15 protein-coding genes are annotated in these 20,340 nt (G+C 66.0%); 11 read left to right on the forward strand and 4 right to left on the reverse strand.

Going from position 1 to position 20,340, the window contains the following annotated elements; all coding sequences use genetic code 11:
• Window position 1: 1 nt before the first annotated feature.
• A complete protein-coding gene (locus L286_RS41395; protein WP_020818582.1) occupies window positions 2-886 on the reverse strand; it encodes a WYL domain-containing protein in 885 nt (294 codons plus the stop codon).
• A gap of 221 nt (window positions 887-1,107) precedes the next feature.
• Here L286_RS41395 and L286_RS41400 point away from each other — a divergent pair, with 221 nt between their 5' ends.
• The 6 genes from L286_RS41400 (at window position 1,108) to L286_RS41425 (ending at window position 13,831) form a co-directional block, all read left to right on the forward strand.
• Window positions 1,108-3,762 carry a PD-(D/E)XK nuclease family protein gene (locus L286_RS41400; RefSeq protein WP_020818583.1) on the forward strand — a complete coding sequence of 885 codons (2,655 nt, stop codon included), beginning with the start codon at window positions 1,108-1,110 and terminating at the stop codon, window positions 3,760-3,762.
• Entirely contained in the window at window positions 3,762-7,172 is a 3,411-nt protein-coding gene (locus tag L286_RS41405; RefSeq protein ID WP_020818584.1) for a UvrD-helicase domain-containing protein, read from the forward strand. The genes L286_RS41400 and L286_RS41405 overlap by 1 nt, the downstream gene beginning before the upstream one ends.
• A gap of 4 nt (window positions 7,173-7,176) precedes the next feature.
• The gene (locus L286_RS41410) at window positions 7,177-8,352 is read left to right on the forward strand and encodes a DUF6361 family protein (RefSeq protein ID WP_020818585.1); all 1,176 of its coding nucleotides are present in this window, start codon (window positions 7,177-7,179) and stop codon (window positions 8,350-8,352) included.
• 25 nt (window positions 8,353-8,377) lie between these two features.
• Window positions 8,378-10,198 (forward strand): phospholipase D family protein, encoded by a 1,821-nt coding sequence (locus L286_RS41415; RefSeq protein WP_020818586.1) that lies wholly within the window; start codon window positions 8,378-8,380, stop codon window positions 10,196-10,198.
• Window positions 10,188-13,334 carry a helicase-related protein gene (locus tag L286_RS41420; RefSeq protein WP_020818587.1) on the forward strand — a complete coding sequence of 1,049 codons (3,147 nt, stop codon included), beginning with the start codon at window positions 10,188-10,190 and terminating at the stop codon, window positions 13,332-13,334. Before L286_RS41415 ends, L286_RS41420 begins: the two co-directional genes overlap by 11 nt.
• Window positions 13,335-13,600: 266 nt before the next feature.
• Window positions 13,601-13,831 (forward strand): helix-turn-helix transcriptional regulator, encoded by a 231-nt coding sequence (locus tag L286_RS41425; RefSeq protein WP_020818588.1) that lies wholly within the window; start codon window positions 13,601-13,603, stop codon window positions 13,829-13,831.
• A gap of 228 nt (window positions 13,832-14,059) precedes the next feature.
• On the opposite strand, the gene L286_RS41430 is transcribed toward L286_RS41425, so the two are convergent.
• From L286_RS41430 to L286_RS41440, 3 genes are read right to left on the reverse strand one after another with little or no spacing between them, the layout of a single operon-like run.
• On the reverse strand, window positions 14,060-14,995 hold the full coding sequence (locus L286_RS41430; protein ID WP_020818590.1) for a plasmid partitioning protein RepB C-terminal domain-containing protein: 936 nt from the start codon (window positions 14,993-14,995) through the stop codon (window positions 14,060-14,062).
• A complete protein-coding gene (locus L286_RS41435) occupies window positions 14,988-15,890 on the reverse strand; it encodes a plasmid partitioning protein RepB C-terminal domain-containing protein (protein WP_020818591.1) in 903 nt (300 codons plus the stop codon). Before L286_RS41435 ends, L286_RS41430 begins: the two co-directional genes overlap by 8 nt.
• Window positions 15,890-16,603, reverse strand: coding sequence for a recombinase (locus L286_RS41440; RefSeq protein WP_338010819.1), 714 nt, complete (start codon window positions 16,601-16,603; stop codon window positions 15,890-15,892). The genes L286_RS41435 and L286_RS41440 overlap by 1 nt, the downstream gene beginning before the upstream one ends.
• On the opposite strand from L286_RS41440, the gene L286_RS41445 reads away from it, so the two are divergent.
• The 5 genes from L286_RS41445 to L286_RS41465 all read left to right on the forward strand — a co-directional run bounded on the left by L286_RS41445 (window position 16,590) and on the right by L286_RS41465 (window position 20,291).
• The gene (locus L286_RS41445; protein ID WP_193746246.1) at window positions 16,590-16,808 is read left to right on the forward strand and encodes a hypothetical protein; all 219 of its coding nucleotides are present in this window, start codon (window positions 16,590-16,592) and stop codon (window positions 16,806-16,808) included. The two genes, L286_RS41440 and L286_RS41445, sit on opposite strands and share 14 nt — an antisense overlap.
• Entirely contained in the window at window positions 16,805-17,737 is a 933-nt protein-coding gene (locus L286_RS41450; RefSeq protein WP_015460531.1) for a TniB family NTP-binding protein, read from the forward strand. Before L286_RS41445 ends, L286_RS41450 begins: the two co-directional genes overlap by 4 nt.
• 1 nt (window position 17,738) lies before the next feature.
• The gene (locus tag L286_RS41455; RefSeq protein ID WP_015460530.1) at window positions 17,739-18,704 is read left to right on the forward strand and encodes a TniQ family protein; all 966 of its coding nucleotides are present in this window, start codon (window positions 17,739-17,741) and stop codon (window positions 18,702-18,704) included.
• A 378-nt stretch (window positions 18,705-19,082) separates the two neighbouring features.
• On the forward strand, window positions 19,083-19,922 hold the full coding sequence (gene sul1 / locus L286_RS41460; protein ID WP_000259031.1) for a sulfonamide-resistant dihydropteroate synthase Sul1: 840 nt from the start codon (window positions 19,083-19,085) through the stop codon (window positions 19,920-19,922).
• Between the two features lie 126 nt (window positions 19,923-20,048).
• Window positions 20,049-20,291: a hypothetical protein gene (locus tag L286_RS41465; RefSeq protein ID WP_000376617.1), complete on the forward strand. Its 243-nt coding sequence runs from the start codon at window positions 20,049-20,051 to the stop codon at window positions 20,289-20,291.
• The last annotated feature ends 49 nt before the right edge of the window (window positions 20,292-20,340 follow it).

Here is a 20,340-nt window from a genome sequence, read left to right on the forward strand (position 1 = left end):
TTCATAGCTGAAGCTCAGCCCGCTCGAGCGCGGCCTCAGTTTCCTTGCGGTTTATTGTCACGATATGCTGTGTATGGGCGCTTTGTTTTGCAGCATCACCCAGCAACCCCAGGCGCTTCAAAACATAGAAAAGCATCGCATAACGCACCGTGAGCACGCCATTACCCTGATCGAGCCCGTAATCCTTGGCCACGACCTTCTTCTGGCTCGCCGTCAGTGCAGGATGCGGGCCGATCATGACGTCGAAATAATTGTTCCACAGCCAGTCCCGCTCGCCAGTCTCTCCCGGCTCGCCCTTCGCCCCCACATCCAGAATGCGCGGCAGCAGGAAATCCTTGAACTTGTGCTCAAGGTGGCAATAAGCCCGGGCGTGCCAGCGAAAGCCGTCATAGCCGAAAGCGTGAGGCGTGATGCGCCGCCAGAGCGGGTCCGGTCGCGCCGTGTTCATCGACTGATAGAAAACCTCGATGGAGACGCCCTCACGGCTGGCGTCGAGGATCTTGCGCAACACCTCTATGTCGATGTCGCGCCTCGGCGTCAGCGCGACATCGGCGCTGGGCAGGGCCGCAATCCAGGAATCATGTAACGGCACAGCGCCTTCGGCGACCGAGCGAAGCTGCGCGAGATAGACGTAAGGATCAGGATCGAGGAAGCGCAACATGAACTTCTCGGCGGCGACATAGCGCTTGGCGCGCGTGTCGTATTCCATGTTTCCAGGCGCCCGCTCCTGATAGAGCGTCAGATCCTTCGACGCCTGAGGAACCGATACGCCAAACGCCTCTACCAGGCCGGCGCGATTGATCGAACCCTCCCAGAACAGCCGGAACTCAATGAATTCGAGCCGGCGCTCTACCCCCCACTTCAACGTCGTCGCTGCCTCTGTCATCGCATCCGTCTCGGTTCAATGGGCATAAAAACTATATGGACAACCAATGTCCGTCCGTGTAATTATTATTCCCATTAGGGGCTTTCGTCAATGGACGATCGGATGCAGGCGGGAGGGAGCATGTACGGCAGCACTCGGGACAGCACACCGGCCAGCTGGCGGCGTTCGCCGCCACTGACGCGGCACCCCAACGTCGAGAGACGCCCGGAAGGAGAGCGGCCATGACCATCGCCTATAGATCTACCCTGGTCGTTCACGGCCGCCTCGCCATTCGGGAAGGCCGCCTGGCGGCAGGGCGTGACGGCCGTCACGGTCTCCAGATCATGTCGTTCGAGCAGGCCGCGGTGCGGCTGGCCGGCGGTTTCGTCCGTCCGATCGACGACGAGAGTCTGCGCGCGGCCATCCAGGCCGCCCTGCCTGTGACGCCGATGGCCGAGTTGGAAAGCATCAAAGCCCTGCCGGGCATGATCGATGCAGCGGCTGACACCCTGCATAAAGCCTGGCGCGCCGGTATCGACCTTGCCGCGCGCGCCGCCGATCATCCTCGTCTCGGCGCAATCGCGCGCCTCGAAGCCGCCGTCCTCGATCAGCTTCCGGCCGGCATGATGCGCCCCCTGGACATCGTCGCCGCCGCAACCACCCGCCTCGCGCACGCGCCGGCGGTGCTCGGTCCGATGGAAATCACCGGACTGACCGAACTCTCGCCCTGCTGGCGCCCGCTGCTTCAGGCGCTCACCGCCCATATTCCCGTGCAGTGGACCGCCGGCCCAAGGAACGCGCCTGCATGGCTGGAGGGCATGGACGTCGCCGTGTCGCGCGCGCCGGCGCAAACGCCCGAAGTCAGCGCCATGAGCGCGGCGACGGCCTATCACGAGGCCATCGAGGCGATGCGCTGGGTGCGAAGCCTCCTGGCCTCGGGCGTATCGCCCTCGGAAATCGCCCTCGCGACCGCTTCGCCTGCGGACTATGACGATCACTTCCTGGCTCTGCGCGCCGACGCCAATATCGACCTGCACTTCGTTCACGGCGTCCGGACCGTCGCCACGCGCGAAGGCCAGGCCGCCGCCGCGCTGGCCGACATCGTCGTGCGCGGCCTGTCGCAGTCGCGGCTACGCCGCCTGGCGACGCTGTGCCGGGACAGCGGACCTTTCGAACCCCTCCCCAAAGGCTGGCTGCGCGTCCTGCCTACAGACGCCCCGCTTTCGACATCGGGCGCCTGGAACCGCCTGCTCGCCCGCCTGACGCCCGAAGACTGGCCCGATGGCGCCGATCACGCCCCGGCGCTACGCGCAGGTGTCGAGCTTCTGGCCAAAGGCCCCGTCGCCGCCGCCGAGATCGGCGACGCCTTCCTCAAGGGCCGCGCGCTCGCGATCTGGCGCAAGGCGCTGCTCGCCGGGCCTGCCGCCTCGATCGACGCGACACTGGAAACCCTGAAGCAGGACGACGGTCTGGAAGCGTGCGTCTGCGTCGCCTGGATGCCGGCCAGCGCGCTTGCGGCGTCGCCGCGCCGCTTCGTTCGGCTCCTGGGCCTCAACTCCTCGCGCTGGCCGCGCGGGATCGCCGAAGACCGGCTGATCCCGGACCATATCATCCCGACCCCGGTGCTCGATCCACTGCCGGTCAATCTCGCTGACCGCCGCGACTTCGAGACGATCCTCGCCACGACCGCCGGCGCGGTCGTTCTGTCACGCGCCCGGCGCGATGCCGACGGTCGCTTGCTCGGACGCAGCCCGCTGCTCGCCGGGCATGGCGATGAAACCTACCTGCGCCGCAACGCGGCGCCCGCCCACGCCTTCAGCGAAACCGACCGTCTCATGGCCCGGCCGCAGGACTTCGCCGTCGATCCGCAAGCGATCGGCGCGCAGGGCTGCTGGCGTGACTGGCGACAGGCCGAGATCACGCCCCATGACGGGCTGGTGCGCGCCGACCATCCCCTTGTGCTCGCCATCCTCGATCGCACCCAGTCGGCCAGCTCGCTGCGCCGCCTGCTGCGCAACCCGCTCAGCTTCGTGTGGATCTATGCGTTCGGATGGCGCGAGCCGCAGAGCAGCGCTGAACCGCTGGTGCTCGACGCGCTCGGGATCGGCGATCTTGTCCACATGGTTCTCGACAGCGCCCTGCGCGATCTCGAAACCGGCGGCGGGCTCGCCGCCGCCGACATGGAGACCATCGAAACGGCGGTCGCCCGGGCCGCACAAGCCGTCGCCGCCGATTGGGAGAGCGAGCGTCCGGTTCCGCCCGCCGTCATCTGGGGCCGCACCCTCGACGACGCGCGCCTGATGGCCGGCCGCGCCCTGGCCTACGGCGACGAAGTCCTGCCCGGCGCACGCGCTTTCGGCGAGGTGCCGTTCGGCGGCTCGCAGCCAAAGTCGGACGCGGCGGCGCCATGGGACACGAACGCGCCGGTCACGATTCCCGACACCGGCTTCAACATCGCCGGCTATATCGACCGGCTCGATATTTCGGGCGACGGCAAGCGTGCGCTCGTTCGCGACTACAAGACCGGCAGGCCGCCGCGCGGCGACATTCGCCTGAACGGTGGACGCGAGCTTCAGCGCTGCCTCTATGCCTTCGCGGTGAAGGCGCTCCTCGGCGACGACGTCGCCATCAGCGCCTCGCTGCTCTACCCGCGTGAACCGGTCGATCTCCAACTCGACAATCCCGAGGCGGTGCTTACCGAGATCACGGGCTATCTCCGGGCGGCCAGGACCAGCCTCGCCGGCGGCGCGGCCCTGCCTGGCGCCGATACCGGCGGCGACTATGACGATCTCGCCTTCGCCCTGCCGGCCAACGCCGGCGCAACCTATTGCAAACGCAAACTCCCGGCCGCGACTGAGCGGCTGGGCGAAGTCGCTCGGATCTGGGAGGTGGAATGATGAGCAGCGTGTCCACAGGGCTGAAGGACGATGGCGCGCGCCGCGCCGCGATCAGCGTCCACGACCGGTCGATCCTGGTGGAGGCCGGGGCGGGATCGGGCAAGACCGCCGTCATGGCGGGACGTATCGCCGCCATGCTGGCCGAAGGCGTCTCGCCGCGCGCCATCGCCGCTGTCACCTTCACCGAACTTGCGGCGAGCGAATTGCTGTCCCGTGTCCGTGAATTCGTCGCTGACCTCTCGATCGGCAAGATCGCGACCGAACTGCGCATTGCGCTGCCCGACGGCCTCACTCAGACCCATTGCGACAATCTCGCCGCCGCCAGCGCCGCGATCGACGAAATCACCTGTTCGACCATTCACGGCTTCTGCCAGCGCCTGATCAAACCCTATCCGGCGGAGGCCGACATCGATCCCGGCGCCGGCGTCATGGATCGCAACCAGGCCGATCTCACCTTCCTCGAAATGGTCGATGATTGGCTGCGCGAGCGCCTGTCCGGCGGTCAGGGCGGCATCCTCGCCGAGATGGTGCTGCACAGCCCCGGCGAAACCGTGGCGCTGGTCCACAAGATCGCCGAGCATCTGCGCCGCCGTCGCACGCTCGCCGCGCCGCCCATCTCCCCGCTCGACGGCCACCTGGCGGTGTTCCGGCAGGCGACGGCGGATTTCGCGGGCTTCATGGACGCGGCAGCGGCGACCGAACCTGAAACCGTGACGATCGTCGAACGGCTCATCGAGATGGCGACCGCCTTGGCCAGCGGACCTGATCTGGCGACGCCCGCTGGGCTCGTCGGGCTCCTCACCTCGCGGCCCCACCCGGACCTTTGCACCAAGGCCGGCGCCTTCGCCTCCTACCGCAAAAAGGGCAAATGGGCGGCCGCGGCGAAGCAAGCCGGTCTCTCTAAGGCCGATGGCGAGCGGCTGAACGACGCCGCCGACGCCCACTACACGGCCTGCTGCGACGCATGGGCCCTGCTTCTCCAAGCCGCGGCGAGCCGGACCCTCGCGGCCCTGATCGAGGAAGCGCGTCCGATCCTGGACCGCTACCGCGCCCACAAGCGCGCCAGCGCTCAACTCGATTTCGACGATCTGATTTTCGCCGCGCGCGATCTGCTTCGCGACCATGACGACGTTCGCCGCGCGCTCGGGCAGCGTTTCGCCCACGTCCTCGTCGATGAGTTCCAGGATACCGACCCGCAGCAGACCGAGATTTTCTGGCGTCTGTGCGGCGAGCCGGTCGACGGCGATGACGACTGGACCCAGTTCCACATCCGGCCGGGGGCGCTCTTCCTGGTCGGCGACCCCAAGCAGGCGATCTATCGCTTCCGCGGCGCCGACGTCGGCGCCTATGTGCAGGCCCGCGACGCCTTTCGCGCCCAGGACCCCGACAGCCTCCTGTCGATCTCCACCAATTTCCGCTCCTGCGCCTCGATCCTCACCTTCGTCAATGAGCGCTTCGAGGCCGTGCTCTCGGCCGATGGACAGCCGGGCTTCACCGCTCTGGACCCGTTCCACGACGACCGAGGCGATCTGTGCGTAGCCGCCATCGACATCGCCGTCGCGGACGAGAATGGTAAGGCGAGCGCCGAGCAGCAGCGCGACGCCGAGGCTGACGCCATCGCCGAGCTGTGCGCGCGGCTGATCGACAGCCAGCCCGTCATCGACCGGCGCAACGGGACCGAACGCCCCTGCCAGCCGGGCGACATCGCCCTGCTGGCGCCGACCGGTGCGGAGCTGTGGCGCTATGAAGAGGCCCTGGAGCGCCGGGGCATTCCCGTGGCGACCCAGGCCGGCAAGGGCCTGTTCCGCCGTCAGGAGATCCAGGACCTGATCGCGCTGACCCGCATCCTCGCCGATCGCCGCGACACCCTGGCGCTCGGCGCTCTGCTGCGCGGACCTCTGGTCGGCCTCACCGAGGAAGAATTGCTGGACGTCGTCTGGGGGCTTCCGCGCGCCGAGGACGAACCCGCTCGAATCCCGCGCCTCGACCTCGGCGTCGACCCGGCGGTCATCGCCCATCCGCTCGTGCGCGAGGTTATCGAGCGGCTGCAATCGATTTTCCGGCGCGGCAACAGCACGACCCCGCACGCTCTGCTCTCGCAGGCCGTGGACGTCATGCGGGTTCGCCCGATCCTCCTTGATCGCCATCGTGGTCAGGCCGAGCGCGCGCTGGCCAATGTCGATCTCTATCTCAGCCTGTCGACCGGCTACGCCGTGCGTGGCCTGCGCGCCTTCGCCGAGGCGATGACAGCGGCCTGGTCCGACGAAGCGCGGGCGGTCGAAGGCCGGCCGGACGCCCAGGAAGAAGCCGTCGCGCTCTTCACCATGCACGCGGCCAAGGGGCTGGAATGGCCGATCGTCATCCCCATCAACACCATGACCGGCGTCATGGCGCCGGACAGCGCCGTCATCGACCGCCAGACAGACACCTTCTATTGCCCGGTCCTCGGCGTCGCGCCCGATGGCTACGAGACCGCGCGCCAGGCGGAAAAGGACGAGCTGGATCGCGAACGCATCCGGCTTTGGTATGTCGCCGCCACGCGGGCCCGCGAACTTCTCGTTCTGCCGCGGCTCGATACGACGCCATCGAAATCGGCCTGGATCGGTCTGGTCGATCTCTCGCTTGCCGAGCTTCCCGGCCTGGATGCCGCGCATCTGCCTGCCGGGATCACGACCGCCGACGCCGGAGCGGTCAATGACCAGACGCGCGCAAGCTTCGCCGCGGAAGCCGAAACCATCGCCGCCGGACAGACGCGGCTGACCTGGCTTGCACCCAGCCGCGACGAAAACGCCGCCGGAGCCGTCCTTAGGGAAGAAGAGACGGCGATCTGGATCGGGACGGCCGACGACGCGTCTCCCGAGCTGGACGCCGCCGCCTTGGTCCAGGGCGGCCGTGAACGGGGCCTGATCCTGCACAAGCTCATGGAAGAGGTGCTGACCGGCGAAACCGAGCGGACAGTGGCGGCCCTCGCCGAACGGGCCGGCGTGCTGATCCGCGCCCTCGGACGAACCCCGGTCGCCGATCCGGCGACGGGCCTGTCGAGCGAAGAACTGGCGGGCTGCGTCGCCCGGACCCTGGCGCTGCCCGACATCGCAGCCCTGCTGCCGAAGCTCCAAGCCGAGTTTTCTGTCTATGCCGTGCATCAGGCCGACGGGGCGGAGACGGCGACGGCCGGGATCGCGGACGCCCTGACCCTGACCGACGCAGGCCGGCCCGCCGTCGTCGTGGACTGGAAAAGCGATGTGACGCCGGCGCCTGGAACGCTCGATCACTATCGGGCGCAGGTTCGGGCCTATCTTGACATGACCGGCGCCGAACGCGGCCTGATCGTTCTGATGACGTCCGGCAACGTCATTCCCGTCCAACCGACGAACCCGCCATCGTCCCATTCTGAGCATGGGGCCGGCTGAACCCATGTCATCTCTTGGATGGATCGATTTCGATGAAGCCGAGCGCCAGCGCGCCCAACGCATCATGGCGCTCTTTCAGGAGCGCGAGACCCGCGACGAGTTGGGATTGGGGGCGATCCGAGATTCCATCGCCGACCACCTCTTTCCAGGCACCAGCACGATCCAGACGCGCCTGCGGTACATGCTCTTCATTCCCTGGCTCTATCGGGCGCTGGAGAAGCGAGAAATCCCCGAGGCCCAGCTCCGCGCCGAGGCGCGCGACACCGAGATCCGACTTGCCGACGCCTTGAAAGCCGGCGGCGAGTCCAATGGCGTCATTGGCCGCGATGCGGGCCCACGGCTCCAGCGGCTGCCCAGCTCGGTCTATTGGGCGGGGCTGGGCGCGTGGGGCATTCGGGCTTTTCCCGGCTCGCTCGACAGCCTGTTCGTCGCCCTGCGCGGCCGTGGCCGCTCGCGCGGCGCATCCGGAAGCGAGGACGCCCTGGCCAGCGCCCCGGCGCCCGCCGTCTGGAATCCGGCCCTGCCGCGGATGCCAGACGACCTGCTCGATCAGGCCAACTTCCGCCTGACCGCCGACGAGGCGCAGTTCCTCATCGACCGCCTGGTCGCCAGTCAGCCAACCGCTCTGCTCACCATGCTGGCGCGCGAAGGCATCGACGCGGACTGCGACCATATCTGGATGCATCCCCATCTGTCGGCCTTTCCAGCCGCCGCCCGCCGTCTCGTCCAGCACGGCGAAATCTTCTCCCATGTCATGCACGGCGCGGCGCTGCTCTATAACCTCGCACTCAGCGAGCTGCGCCAACGCGACGACTGGATCGAGGCGTATCGCGAGCGGCTTGCCGCCTGGCGCGACGACCTCGACCCCGGCGCCGTCCGCGCCTGGTCGCTCGATGAGTTCTGGTCCGTCGTGGAGCATCCGGCGCACACCGTCCGCCCCGCAGCCAAACGCTTCGTGACCGAGTGGTGCGAGCTGGTTCTTGGGGCCGACCAGGTGATCTCGGCGCCAGCGGCCCGCCAGCTTGTCGAGCAACGCGAACGCCGCCTCAAGACCAGTCAGTCCCGCTTTGGCAATCACGCCGTGCGCGACCGCTGGACCGGCGCATCGGGCGCCGATCGCCTCAGCTTCCGCTGGGCGCAGGCCAAGTCTCACCTGCGGGATCTTGCCAATGCTGAATAGACGCAGCCTCGATCCCGAGCAGCGCATGCTCTACGGCGCCAATCTTCAGCCGCCCGCCGGCTATGTCTTCGACGCGGCGGTCGCCACGACCTACTCCCTCGACTTCGAGACCGCGCTCGCCGTGCCGGTCAGCCTGGCCCTCTTCGCCGCCGAAAATCGCGACGATATCCTCTCCCATCCCGTGGCCCTGCTGGAAGGCGCGGAGCGGATCGCCGGTCGGCTCGTCGTCTTCACCGACGCCGGCCACATCCAGGCCAGCGCGCGTCCGCATTCCCGCCTGTGCTCCTTGCTGGAACGCATCGTGGTCGAGGTCGCCGCGCCGCAGGGCGGCGCCTTCCATCCCAAGATGTGGGCGCTTCGCTTCACGCCGGTGAGGCCCGAAGATCCGGCGCGGCTGCGCCTGATCATCCTGTCGCGCAACCTGACGCGCGACCGCTCCTGGGATATCGCCGCTTCCTTCGACGGCGTGATCACGAAGCAGCCAAAGGCCGCCAACCGTGGGCTCGCCAATTTCCTTCGCCGGCTCCCCGATCTGGCGACCGCGGGCGCGCCGGACGGAACCAGCACCCTTGTCGGTGAAATCGCTGAAGACCTGCGACGCGCCGAATGGAGCCTGCCAGAGCCGTTCCAGAGCGTCACCTTCGCGGTCAATGGCCTCGGCGGCAAGCCATGGCGTCCCGACCCCTGCGCGCGGCTCGGCGTCGTCTCGCCTTTTTGCGACGACCAGACCTTGGAGATGCTCGCCAGCCTGGCCAGCGCCGACAAGCCCGTCTTCATCGGACGCTCCGACGAACTCGTGCAGGTGTCGGGCGCGACACTCGACCGTTTCGCTCGCGTCGCCGTGCTCGACGAAATGGCGGCCGCCGAAGACGGCGAAGAGGCCGATGCGACGACCTTGCAGGGCCTTCACGCCAAAGCCTTCATCGCCGAGCGCGGCTGGGACACCGCGATCACGGTCGGATCTGGCAACGCCACACGGCCGGCGCTGGTGACTGGCCGCAATGTCGAGCTCTTCGCGACCCTGACCGGCAAGCGATCGCGGGTCGGCAGCGTCGAGGAAATCCTTGGCGACAAAGGGTTCGGCCGGTTGACGCGACCATTCGTTCGCGACGAACTGAACCCTGGCGACGCCGCGCAACGCGCCGCCGAGGCGCGATTGGATCAGGCCCGGCGCGAGATTTGCCGCAGCGGCCTCAGGCTGCGTTGCGAACGCGCCGAGCCCGCAGATGACGGCGCGCCGCTCTGGCGGGTCTGGCTGGTCCCGTCCGAGCCGCTCTCCCTTGCGGGGATCGGTAGCTTGCGTGTCTGGCCGATCACGCGGGGCGAGGGTCACGCGCGCGATGGGCTGGAGCGGCTTCGGCAGGGACAGCCCGCGGACTTGGGCGCGATGCCGCTGGTCGACCTCACCCGTTTCCTGGCCTGCCAGCTGACGGACGAGCAGAAGGACGTCTCCATCCTGTTCAGCACCGGGCTCATCATGGAAGGGCTGCCTGCCGAGCGCCACGCCGCCATCCTGCGCTGGGTGATCGACAGCAAGGACGCCTTCTTTCGCTATCTGCGGCTGCTGCTTTCCGAATTGGGCGATCCGTTCGCCGCGGCGCTGGCGGCTCAAGACGGTTCGGGCCAGGGCGCATGGCGCGCGGCAAGCGACGATGCGCCGATCCTGGAGGAGATGGTCAGCGCCTTCTGCCGCGGCGGCGACCAGCTGCGCGCCATCGAAAGGCTGATCGCGCGCCTGGAAACCGGAGACGGCGCCGATACCGATCCGATCCCGCCCGAATTCCGCGCCCTGTGGAACGCATTCCGGGGCGCGCTCGCAGCCGAGGACGCCGCGCATGGGCAATGAACGGTTCCGCGCCGAAACGGCGCTCGCCCCTCTCAAGGTCTTCCAGCGGCGGACCGTCGACTATGTGTTCGACCGGCTCTACGGCCAGGACGATCCCGTCCGTCAATTCCTGGTCGCCGACGAGGTCGGTCTGGGCAAGACGATGGTGGCGCGCGGGGTCATCGCCCGGATGATCGAGCACCTGTGGGACAGCACCAAACGCATCGACATCCTCTATATCTGCTCGAACCAGGCGATCGCCGCCCAGAACCTCAACCGGCTGAATGTGCTCGGCCGGCGCGAACTGGCCCTACCGACCCGCATGACCCTCATTCCCTTGCAGCTGCGCGACCAGACGGGCCTCGACGCCAACAAGGTGAACTTCATCAGCCTGACGCCGGGCACGACGTTCGATTTGCGCTCCGCGACGGGCGTGACGCAGGAACGCGCCCTGTTGTGCCATCTCCTGCGCGATCTCGTTTCGCGCCCACGCGGCCTCCACAACCTTTTGCAAGTGACAGCCGGCGCCGATGGCTGGAACCGCGCCGTGGACAGCCTCACCCTTGAAGGCGTCGACAAACGCATCATCGCGCGCTTCCGCCGCGACGTGCAGGCGGACCGCGACCTCTTCGAGGAGCTCGAACGGGTCTGCGACCTCTTCCCGCGCCGACGGGACGCCTATCCCCCGGAGATGACCCATCCGCGCAACGCTCTGGTCGCCCGACTCCGCGCCAAACTGTCCCACGCCTGCGTCGACGCCCTCCAGCCCGACCTAATCATCATGGACGAGTTCCAGCGGTTCCGGGACCTTCTGCATGGCGATAGCGATGCGGCGATCCTCGCACGCGAACTGTTCGACTATTCCGGGGCCGAAGGACACGCTGCCCGCACCCTGCTGCTGTCCGCCACGCCGTACCGGATGCTCACGCTCGCCGGCGATGAGCCGGACGAAGGCGACCACTATCGGGACTTCCTCGAAACCTTGAGCTTCCTCTACGGCCGGGAGAAAGGCCCGGACGTGGCCGCCACCCTGGCGCACGAAATGCGCGCCTTCCGCGGCCTCCTGCACGCCCTCCCGCAATCGCACGCTTCAGCCGTCGAGGCCCGCAAGACGATCGAACAACGCCTGCGACGCGTGATCGCGCGCACCGAACGGATTGCATCCACGATCGAACGCGATTCCATGATGAGCGAACCCGCCATCACGGTCTCGGTCGCCCCCGCCGACCTCGCCCAGGCGTCGGCCCTGTCGCAGGTGGCGCGCACGCTCGACGCCCCGGAGATCATTGAATATTGGAAATCAGCGCCCTACCTGCTCAACTTCATGCGCCATTACAGCTTGAAGCAGCTTCTGGCGGCCCAGGCGCAGGCGCCTTCGGCGACCCTGTGCGACGCCATCCGGACGGCGCGTCCAACCATGCTCGATCGGGAGTCCATCGACGCCTACGCACCGCTGGAGCCAGCCAACGGCCGTATGCGGGCGATCATGGATGACATGTTCGGCCAGCATCTCGAGCAAAATCTCTGGATCCCCGCCGCCATGCCCTATTATGGCGCGACGCCGCCTGGCCCCCCGCTTACCAAGGCGCTGATCTTCTCCTCCTGGTCCATGGTGCCCGACGCTGTGGCGGCCCTCCTGTCCTACGAAGCCGAACGGCGTATGGGGGTTGGGGAATCCGGTCGCCGCTATTTCGACCAGCATCGCCTGCGCCCCTTGCAGTTCCGTCAGGATCAGGGGCGCCTCGCGGGCCTTCGCGCCCTGCTGCTGATCTATCCATCGCCGGCGTTGGCGGAACTGGCCGATCCGCTTGCGGTGTTCGCCGAGCAGGGCGCTGTGTCGCAAGACGCGATGCGCGATGCGATCAGGGATCGGCTCAAGCCCGCAATGGACGTCATCCAGCAAACCGCAGGACCAGAGGCAGATACCGCTGGTGCGGAATGGGCCGCGCCCGCCGTGATCGACGACGCGCTAGGAAAGCGCTCTCGCGCCTGGCTGGAGACGCCCCACGGCATGCGCGCGCTGGCGAGCGAGGACGCCTTCCAGGATCATGTCGCCGAACTCGCGGGCGCCGTAAAGACGCGCACGATCAGCGCCTCTTCCGCCGATCTGCCGGACCTGCTGGTCGATGTGGCGCTCGGCAGCCCGGCGGTCTGTGCGCTTCGCGCGCTCAAGCGGATCGCGCCAGAACTGGCGTGGGATGATCCGCGCTTGCTCAGCGCGGCCGCCGATGTCGCTTGGTCCTTCCGGACACTGTTCAACCAGCATGACGCCGTTGCGCTGCTCAGGCGCAACGCCGACGATCGGTACTGGCATCGTGTGCTGACCTATTGTGCGGATCACAATCTTCAGGCCGTCCTGGACGAATACGCCCACTATCTCGTCGACGCCGAGGGTCTGGGGGCGCGTCCCGCCGCAGAGCGCGCGATCGGCGTCGCCCGGGCCATGGCCTCGGCCTTGGCTGTCCGCCCATCGCAGATCGACGTCGATGACGTGCATGTCGATGACGGCGCCCTCACGATAGGCAAATTCCAGATGCGCGGGCGCTTTGCGATGCGGCTCGCCGACTACAAGGACGAGGACGGCGCCGTCGCGCGGCTTGGAGGAGTGCGCGACGCCTTCAATTCGCCGTTTCGGCCGTTCGTTCTCGCCACGACGTCCGTCGGTCAGGAGGGGCTGGATTTTCATCCCTATTGCTATCGCGTCTACCACTGGAACCTGCCGGGCAACCCGGTGGACCTTGAACAGCGCGAAGGCCGGGTTCATCGCTTCAAGGGCCACGCCGTGCGCCTCAACCTGGCGGAACGCCAGGCCGCTGTCGTCAGGGCGTGCGGGCAGGTTCCCGATGACCCGTGGCGGCTGATGTTCGAACAGGCGCGATCCGAGGCCACGGTCGATACCGACCTCATCCCCTACTGGATCTACGAGGGCTCCGTGCGGGTCGAACGGCGCGTGCCGCTGTTGCCGTTCAGCCGCGAAGTCACACGGCTCGCCTGGCTCAAACGCAGCCTCACAGTTTATCGCTTGGCCTTCGGTCAACCGCGGCAGGACGATCTGCTCGACTACCTGCAAACCCTGGCCGGTGACGGCATGGACTCCAACCTGCTTGTAGACCTGCAAATTCGGCTCGAGCCAGAGTCGTTCGACAGGTCAGCGTGATGACCTCACTGCATCTGGCATCAAAAGCCTTTGCAAACGGGAAGACCACTACGCATCCCCGCCTATTTGTATCCTCGACTATCCGCGTTCCCTACGCCTGACGATTGATACTTCCCTGACCACTTCCGCGCGCTCATGTTTGGTCATGCAGGAGCGTGCGCCATCAAAGCTCGGCCAGCGTGCCGGTGCCTCTGAATGACCGACACATCCCGAAATGCGCATCGCGCTCGACCATCAACGGCAGGTCTTCTGCCGAAGGAGGGATTATGCCAGAGACCACATTTCTCACGCCGGAAGAGGTAGCCGAACGCTATCGCGGCAGCGTTTCCGTTGGCACCCTTCGGAACTGGCGTGCGATGAAGATCGGGCCATCGTTCGTAAAAATCGGCAAAGCGGTCCTCTACCGGGTCGATGAGCTTGAGGCGTGGGACGACAGGAATCGTGTGCAGTGCCGCGCCCCAAAGCGAGTTGAACAAAGCGCCATGGATAGTGCTTGATCGCTCAGCACAAATGGCGGACGCGCCGGTCGGCGCTTCCGACGCGCCCGCCCACCTTCAGTTCATGCGAGGCAAACCACCCCTCATGCGGCTGGACCATATGACGGCCAACCTAGTGGGCCTCATGCGGGTTCGCCGCCATTCCCGCCACCATGATTGATCCGCCCCACGGTGCGGCTTCTCCCATGGTCCCCGCGCTTATCGGGTCCGGGTCCCCATATACCTGCCTCAGGCGCTCGGCGTTTCCGCGATCGGGCCGAGCGTGTCGATCTCGGCGATCTTCTGAAACTCGCTGAGATAGTCCTGCTGATGAGTCGCTAACCAACGAACCACCCGATTGTTCGCCAACAGCTTGGCGATGTATCCGCGCGCGACGGTCAGATGCAGATTGTCGATACCGTAAGTCTCCTCAACCGACTTCACCTGGGTCTGGAGCGCCGCCAATTCGCGCTCCATCCGGGCGATCTGCTGGCCTGAAGGCGTCGGCTTGCCGCCGCCCTTTCCCTTGCGGGCAGTGGCAAGCTGGTTTTCAGAGGTCGCCGCGCGCAACGCACGCGCAAACATGACGGTGAAATTGTTCTGACCGATCATTAGGTCGGCGGCTTCGATCTGCCTGACCGACGTCATCTGGCGCAGAATGTCGAACACCTTCATCGAACAGGGCGTGTCCTTCAGCATCTCGGCCGCCTCGGGGCTGATCCCTTCCAGCAACCGAAAACGCCGCAGCACCGACTCGACCTGAAGATTCAAGGCGGCGGCGATGTCAGCCGACGACACACCCCGGTCCATTGCACGCGCGATCATCCGGTGTTCCTGGATCGGCGGTATGCGGTTGACGCGCTTGTTGTAAGTATAGGTGTCGTCATCGGTAGCGAGCAGGCATTCGACCTCGACGACGCCGAGTTCCTTCAACGCCTCCAGCCGAAGATGGCCATCGAGGAGAAACCAGGTTCCGGGATTTTTTGTGTCGGCCATCACGACGGGCGCTTCAATCAAGCCGATCGCCCTGATGGAGCTCAGAACCTGCGCATAGGAGCGGCTCGCCCTGGCGCCGTCCGGCAGCGTCTTGAGCGGCACGATTCCCGCCACGGGGATCGTCAGGAAGTCTCGGTCAAAAGCGAGATGAATATGGCCGTCCTCCCGGTCTTTCGGTTCATCAGCCATGATCGTCCCCCGATACGCGAGCCTTGAGTGCCCGCGGCATGGTCGCCAGCCCTTCGGCGCGCAGCAGATTGATGAAGCCGTCATTGGCGAGCAGGTCCTTCAGCGCCTCGACCACGAACAACAAACGAACCTGGGTGAAATCCGATTTCTTGACGAGCAGGCGCTGGCGTTCCGCCTCGCGCTGGTAGACCTGCATGAGATCGGCCGCCGTCATCCGCCGGCTACTGGCTTTGCGCCCCAAGCGCCCGGTCGGCAATCCGCCCTTGCGCTGGCTCTGCAACCGCATTTCGAGCAGGCGACGAACAGCGGCCAGCCGCTTGCCCCTGAGCTTGCCGGTCTCGTAGGCGTCGAGGAGCAGATTCTGCGCCTCCTCCGTCTCGGCCTTGGAGATTTCCATCGCCAGGGTGATCGGAATGAGCCCCGTTTCGACCGCGGAAACCAACCGCTCCTCGCCGCGCTCGAGGAGCGAGCCGATCATGTTGACCCAGGACGCCCCGACGCCGATCTTTTCTCCGATGGTGACATCACTATAGCCGCGCGAGCGAAGGGCGCCGATCTCGCGCATCAGATCGATGGGACGCGGGGTGCGCCGCGCGATATTTTCAACCAGGCTCATCACGAGGCATTCGCTCTCGCTGGCCTCGATAACCACCGCCGGGATCTCGGTCTGCCCCAGCATCTGGAAGGCCTCCAGCCGGCCTTCCCCGCAAACCAGATCATATCGGGGACCGCCGGCCCCGACGCGGCGGCTTACCGTGATCGGGCGCTTGAGACCAATGGCCTCAATATTGTTCACGATCTCCCGATGCTGACGCTTGTTGCGGGCGCGGGGATTGAGCACAGTGATCCGCGAGATGGGGATCATTTCGATCTGGTTGGGACGGACGGCTGGCATCAGATCGCCTCCGCGAGAGGAACGGGCTTTGCGATTTCATAAAGAAGATCGAGATCGTCGAAGCGGTAGGCGTCGAGCCCCAAGGCATTGTCCTCCGCCAAGCGCAGCTTCTCGGAGAACATGTCGATCCGCGGGAACAGATAGTAATCGAGCGGCGCCCGATTGGCGCTGTCCATGCGCACCACGATGGTGATGTCGGGGGCAAGCGAGGTGTCGAAGCGCAACTGCCAGCGCAGAAGTCCGGTCGGCGCCTCGACGCATCGCGCCACCACCACGCCGAGGCTGAACTCGTTGTTGACGATCACCCGGTCGGTCTGGAGGTCCTGCCAGGCATCGCTGCCCGTGGCTTTCAAGCCGTCGAGCACCTGGCGCAGGATTTCGGGATGGAGCTTTCGCAGATCGCGATTGACCTGAACGTAGCGATAGTCGCGATCCGGCGTAAAGCCGATGAGGCGATAGGCGCGCAGCAGACTGCCAAAGCGAGAGCTATAGGCGCTGCTCGATGGGAGGCCGTCGCATTCGTCGATCACGATGCCCGACAGCAGGCCCTTTTGCTGGTAGAGCTTGTGCAGGGATCGCAGCATCTCCTCGTCGCTCAAACGAAACGAGCGCGCGTTGATGATGGTTCCCAACGTGTCGGTGTGGGAGTTCAACGAGACCCGCAAGCGGTTGGTCGCCCAAATCGGCGACAAGCCGGACATGGCGACCATCATGGCGTCAATGGAGCGCCAACGCCTGCTGGAGCAGGACGCACAGAACGCGAAGAAGCGACACAGGAGTCGCTTGAAGCAGGAGCGTCGGCGGGTCGGCGAACAAGTCACCGCCGAACTCACGCCGCATGCGCCCATCTCCGAAGACGCACCGCCAGCGCCGCAGGCTCCGGTTCGTCGCGACATCTTTTATGAGATCGACGAATGATCCTCATCTCGCAGGACCGCCGCCTCACCAAGGCCGCCCGCGAGGCGCTTGAGGCGGACAACACCGCCCAGCGGCTCAACCTGATCCGGCAGAAAGTCTTCATCCGCTACGCCGCCGCCGATGCGATCACCGAGCGGCTTCAGGAGGCGCTGGAGGATTATCCGACCGAAGGCGACAGCCACATCCTGATCTGGGGGCCGTCGGGCATCGGCAAAAGCCAAATCGTCAAGCGCTTCGCCAAGTTGCAGAACCTCCCGGACGATCCGAGGGCGTCCAAGGCCAACGTCCCGGTGCTGGTCGTGAGCATGGGGCCGACCGGTTCTGCCCGAGGGCTGCTGGTGCGGATCCTTGGGCAACTCAACGCGCCCTACGGCAAGAGCGCGAGCACCGACACCCTTTATCCTGACGTCCTCAGACTGCTCCGAACCAGCGGGGTCAAGATCCTGGTCATCGACGAATTGCATCACATCGAGAAGGGCAATCGCAAACAACGCGAAGAGGCGCTGGCGACAATCAAGCTGCTCGGCAATGACCTCGGCATCACCATCGTCGGGTGCGGCACGATCGCCGCGCTGCGCACGCTTCGGTGGGACCCGCAGATCGAGCGCCGGTTCGAGCCGCATCGACTCGAGGTCTGGGGTCATAACGAACAGACCTATGGCCTGCTCAACAGCCTGGAGACCTGTCTGCCGCTTCGCCACGCTTCCGGGCTTTCCGATGACAAGATCGCGACCTGGATTATCAACGAGTCGGAGGGGACCACGCGCGAGATCGCCTATCTGGTGCGCCGCGCCGCCCTGATGGCCATCCGCTCAGAGAAAGAGCGCATTGATCTTCCGCTGCTGCGCTCGCTGAACCATGTGAGGCCATCGGTTCGGCGGCAGCGGGAGGACGTCCTCCTCAGAGCCGCCTCGCTGCCGCCGCTCTGAGATGTCGGACCTGCGTCTGTGGCCTTGGCGTCCCCGCCCGCAGGCCGACGAACTGCTCTCTAGTTGGCTGCGGCGGATCGCGCTCGGCAACTCCGCCAAGCTGCATAGCTTTTGTCACGCCGTCTGGCCCGGGCTGCAGATCTGGAATCGCGACATCGACGGGCTGGCGCCGCCTCGGCTCATGGAGGGGCTGGTCGCGCATACCGGGGTCGATGCGCAGGTCGCGGAGTTGACGACCTTCCGGCCCTGGGTCGGCACGTTGTTCGAAGAGGTCCGGGTCACGGGGGCGACCCAGTGGCTGCTGCCCGTGGGCATTCATCACCGCACCCGCCGGCGGCCGGGCCAGCAGTGGTGCCCCCTCTGCCTGACCGAGGACGCCGAGCCCTACTATCGGCGTCGCTGGCGCCTGGCGATCGCCAGCACCTGTCCTCGCCACGGCTTGGTGCTGGCCGACAGCTGCCATGACTGCGGCGCGCCCGCGGTCCCTCATCGGGGCGCCGATCCCTGGTGCCACATCTGCACCGCCGATCGGCGCGACCACCCGGTGATGGCGGCCGAGAGCCAGGCGCTACAGTTCGAGTTTCGGCTCAGCGAAATGCTCGCGCCCGACGTCGTCCCGCGGACCGACTTGGAGGCCATTCACCCGCTGGCCTATTTCGGCCTGGTTCGTCAGGTGATGACCGTGCTCAGCGGCGGCGAGCGGTCGCAGGGTCTGCGCGACGAGGTCGCGCGCAGTTGGGGCGGTGATCCCGCGCCCTACGCCGCCAAGCAGATCGAGACCGCTTCGGCCGCTGATCGACATCGACTATCAGGCCTCACCGCCCGGGCGATGCGCGGGTGGCCGTGGCTGTTTGTGGGCCACTGCGCCGACGCCCGGGTCTGGAAGTCCTGGGCGTTTGCGGACCGGCGCTATGGCCGATCACCGTTCGCCTATGCCGATCCAGTGATCCGTTACCTGACGCCCTGACGGCGGTCGCCTGTTCGTCGCTGGGTGTTGGATGCGTTGCCGCTGCGCCACGGTGAGTCTTCATTAACGCGACGCCTTTCATCATGAATCTCAAACAGTTGCGACGCTACTCTCGCGCGGGCTTTTTGCTACCAAATTGGCGTTTATGTTTGCCATAGTCGGCCGTTCATGCGACATTTCTTCATATAAGGTTGCCCGGAAGCCATTATCGGTTGCCGGGCTTTTCGACTCGAAGGACCGCATCATGACCAAGCCCATGCTCCAGCCGAGTCAGCTCGGTGAAACTTCCACGTGGAAGTCGCCAATGTGCCACGGCGTCATTGCTGCCTTTTTGCTCGCCCGATCCCCATCGTGGAAGTCGCTGCGGAGGCCGACGCCATGGTGACGGTGTTCGGCATTCTGAATCTCACCGAGGACTCCTTCTTCGATGAGAGCCGGCGGCTAGACCCCGCCGGCGCTGTCACCGCGGCGATCGAAATGCTGCGAGTCGGATCAGACGTCGTGGATGTCGGACCGGCCGCCAGCCATCCGGACGCGAGGCCTGTATCGCCGGCCGATGAGATCAGACGTATTGCGCCGCTCTTAGACGCCCTGTCCGATCAGATGCACCGTGTTTCAATCGACAGCTTCCAACCGGAAACCCAGCGCTATGCGCTCAAGCGCGGCGTGGGCTACCTGAACGATATCCAAGGATTTCCTGACCCTGCGCTCTATCCCGATATTGCTGAGGCGGACTGCAGGCTGGTGGTTATGCACTCAGCGCAGCGGGATGGCATCGCCACCCGCACCGGTCACCTTCGACCCGAAGACGCGCTCGACGAGATTGTGCGGTTCTTCGAGGCGCGGGTTTCCGCCTTGCGACGGAGCGGGGTCGCTGCCGACCGGCTCATCCTCGATCCGGGGATGGGATTTTTCTTGAGCCCCGCACCGGAAACATCGCTGCACGTGCTGTCGAACCTTCAAAAGCTGAAGTCGGCGTTGGGGCTTCCGCTATTGGTCTCGGTGTCGCGGAAATCCTTCTTGGGCGCCACCGTTGGCCTTCCTGTAAAGGATCTGGGTCCAGCGAGCCTTGCGGCGGAACTTCACGCGATCGGCAATGGCGCTGACTACGTCCGCACCCACGCGCCTGGAGATCTGCGAAGCGCAATCACCTTCTCGGAAACCCTCGCGAAATTTCGCAGTCGCGACGCCAGAGACCGAGGGTTAGATCATGCCTAGCATTCACCTTCCGGCCGCCCGCTAGCGGACCTGGTCAGGTTCCGCGAAGGTGGGCGCAGACATGCTGGGCTCGTCAGGATCAAACTGCACTATGAGGCGGCGGTTCATACCGCGCCAGGGGAGCGAATGGACAGCGAGGAGCCTCCGAACGTTCGGGTCGCCTGCTCGGGTGATATCGACGAGGTTGTGCGGCTGATGCACGACGCTGCGGCGTGGATGTCCGCCAAGGGAACGCCCGCCTGGGACGTCGCGCGGATCGACCGGACATTCGCGGAGACCTTCGTCCTGAGATCCGAGCTCCTAGTCGCGAGTTGCAGCGACGGCATCCATGTCTCGACGATGCCAGCGGAGTGCTTAAGCTACTCCTAGCGCATTGGGCGCTGGGACGGGGCGGGGGTGCATACCGCCCTCGCACAAC

This window comes from Sphingobium sp. HDIP04 (assembly GCF_000445085.1).
Taxonomy (GTDB): Bacteria; Pseudomonadota; Alphaproteobacteria; order Sphingomonadales; family Sphingomonadaceae; genus Sphingobium; species Sphingobium indicum.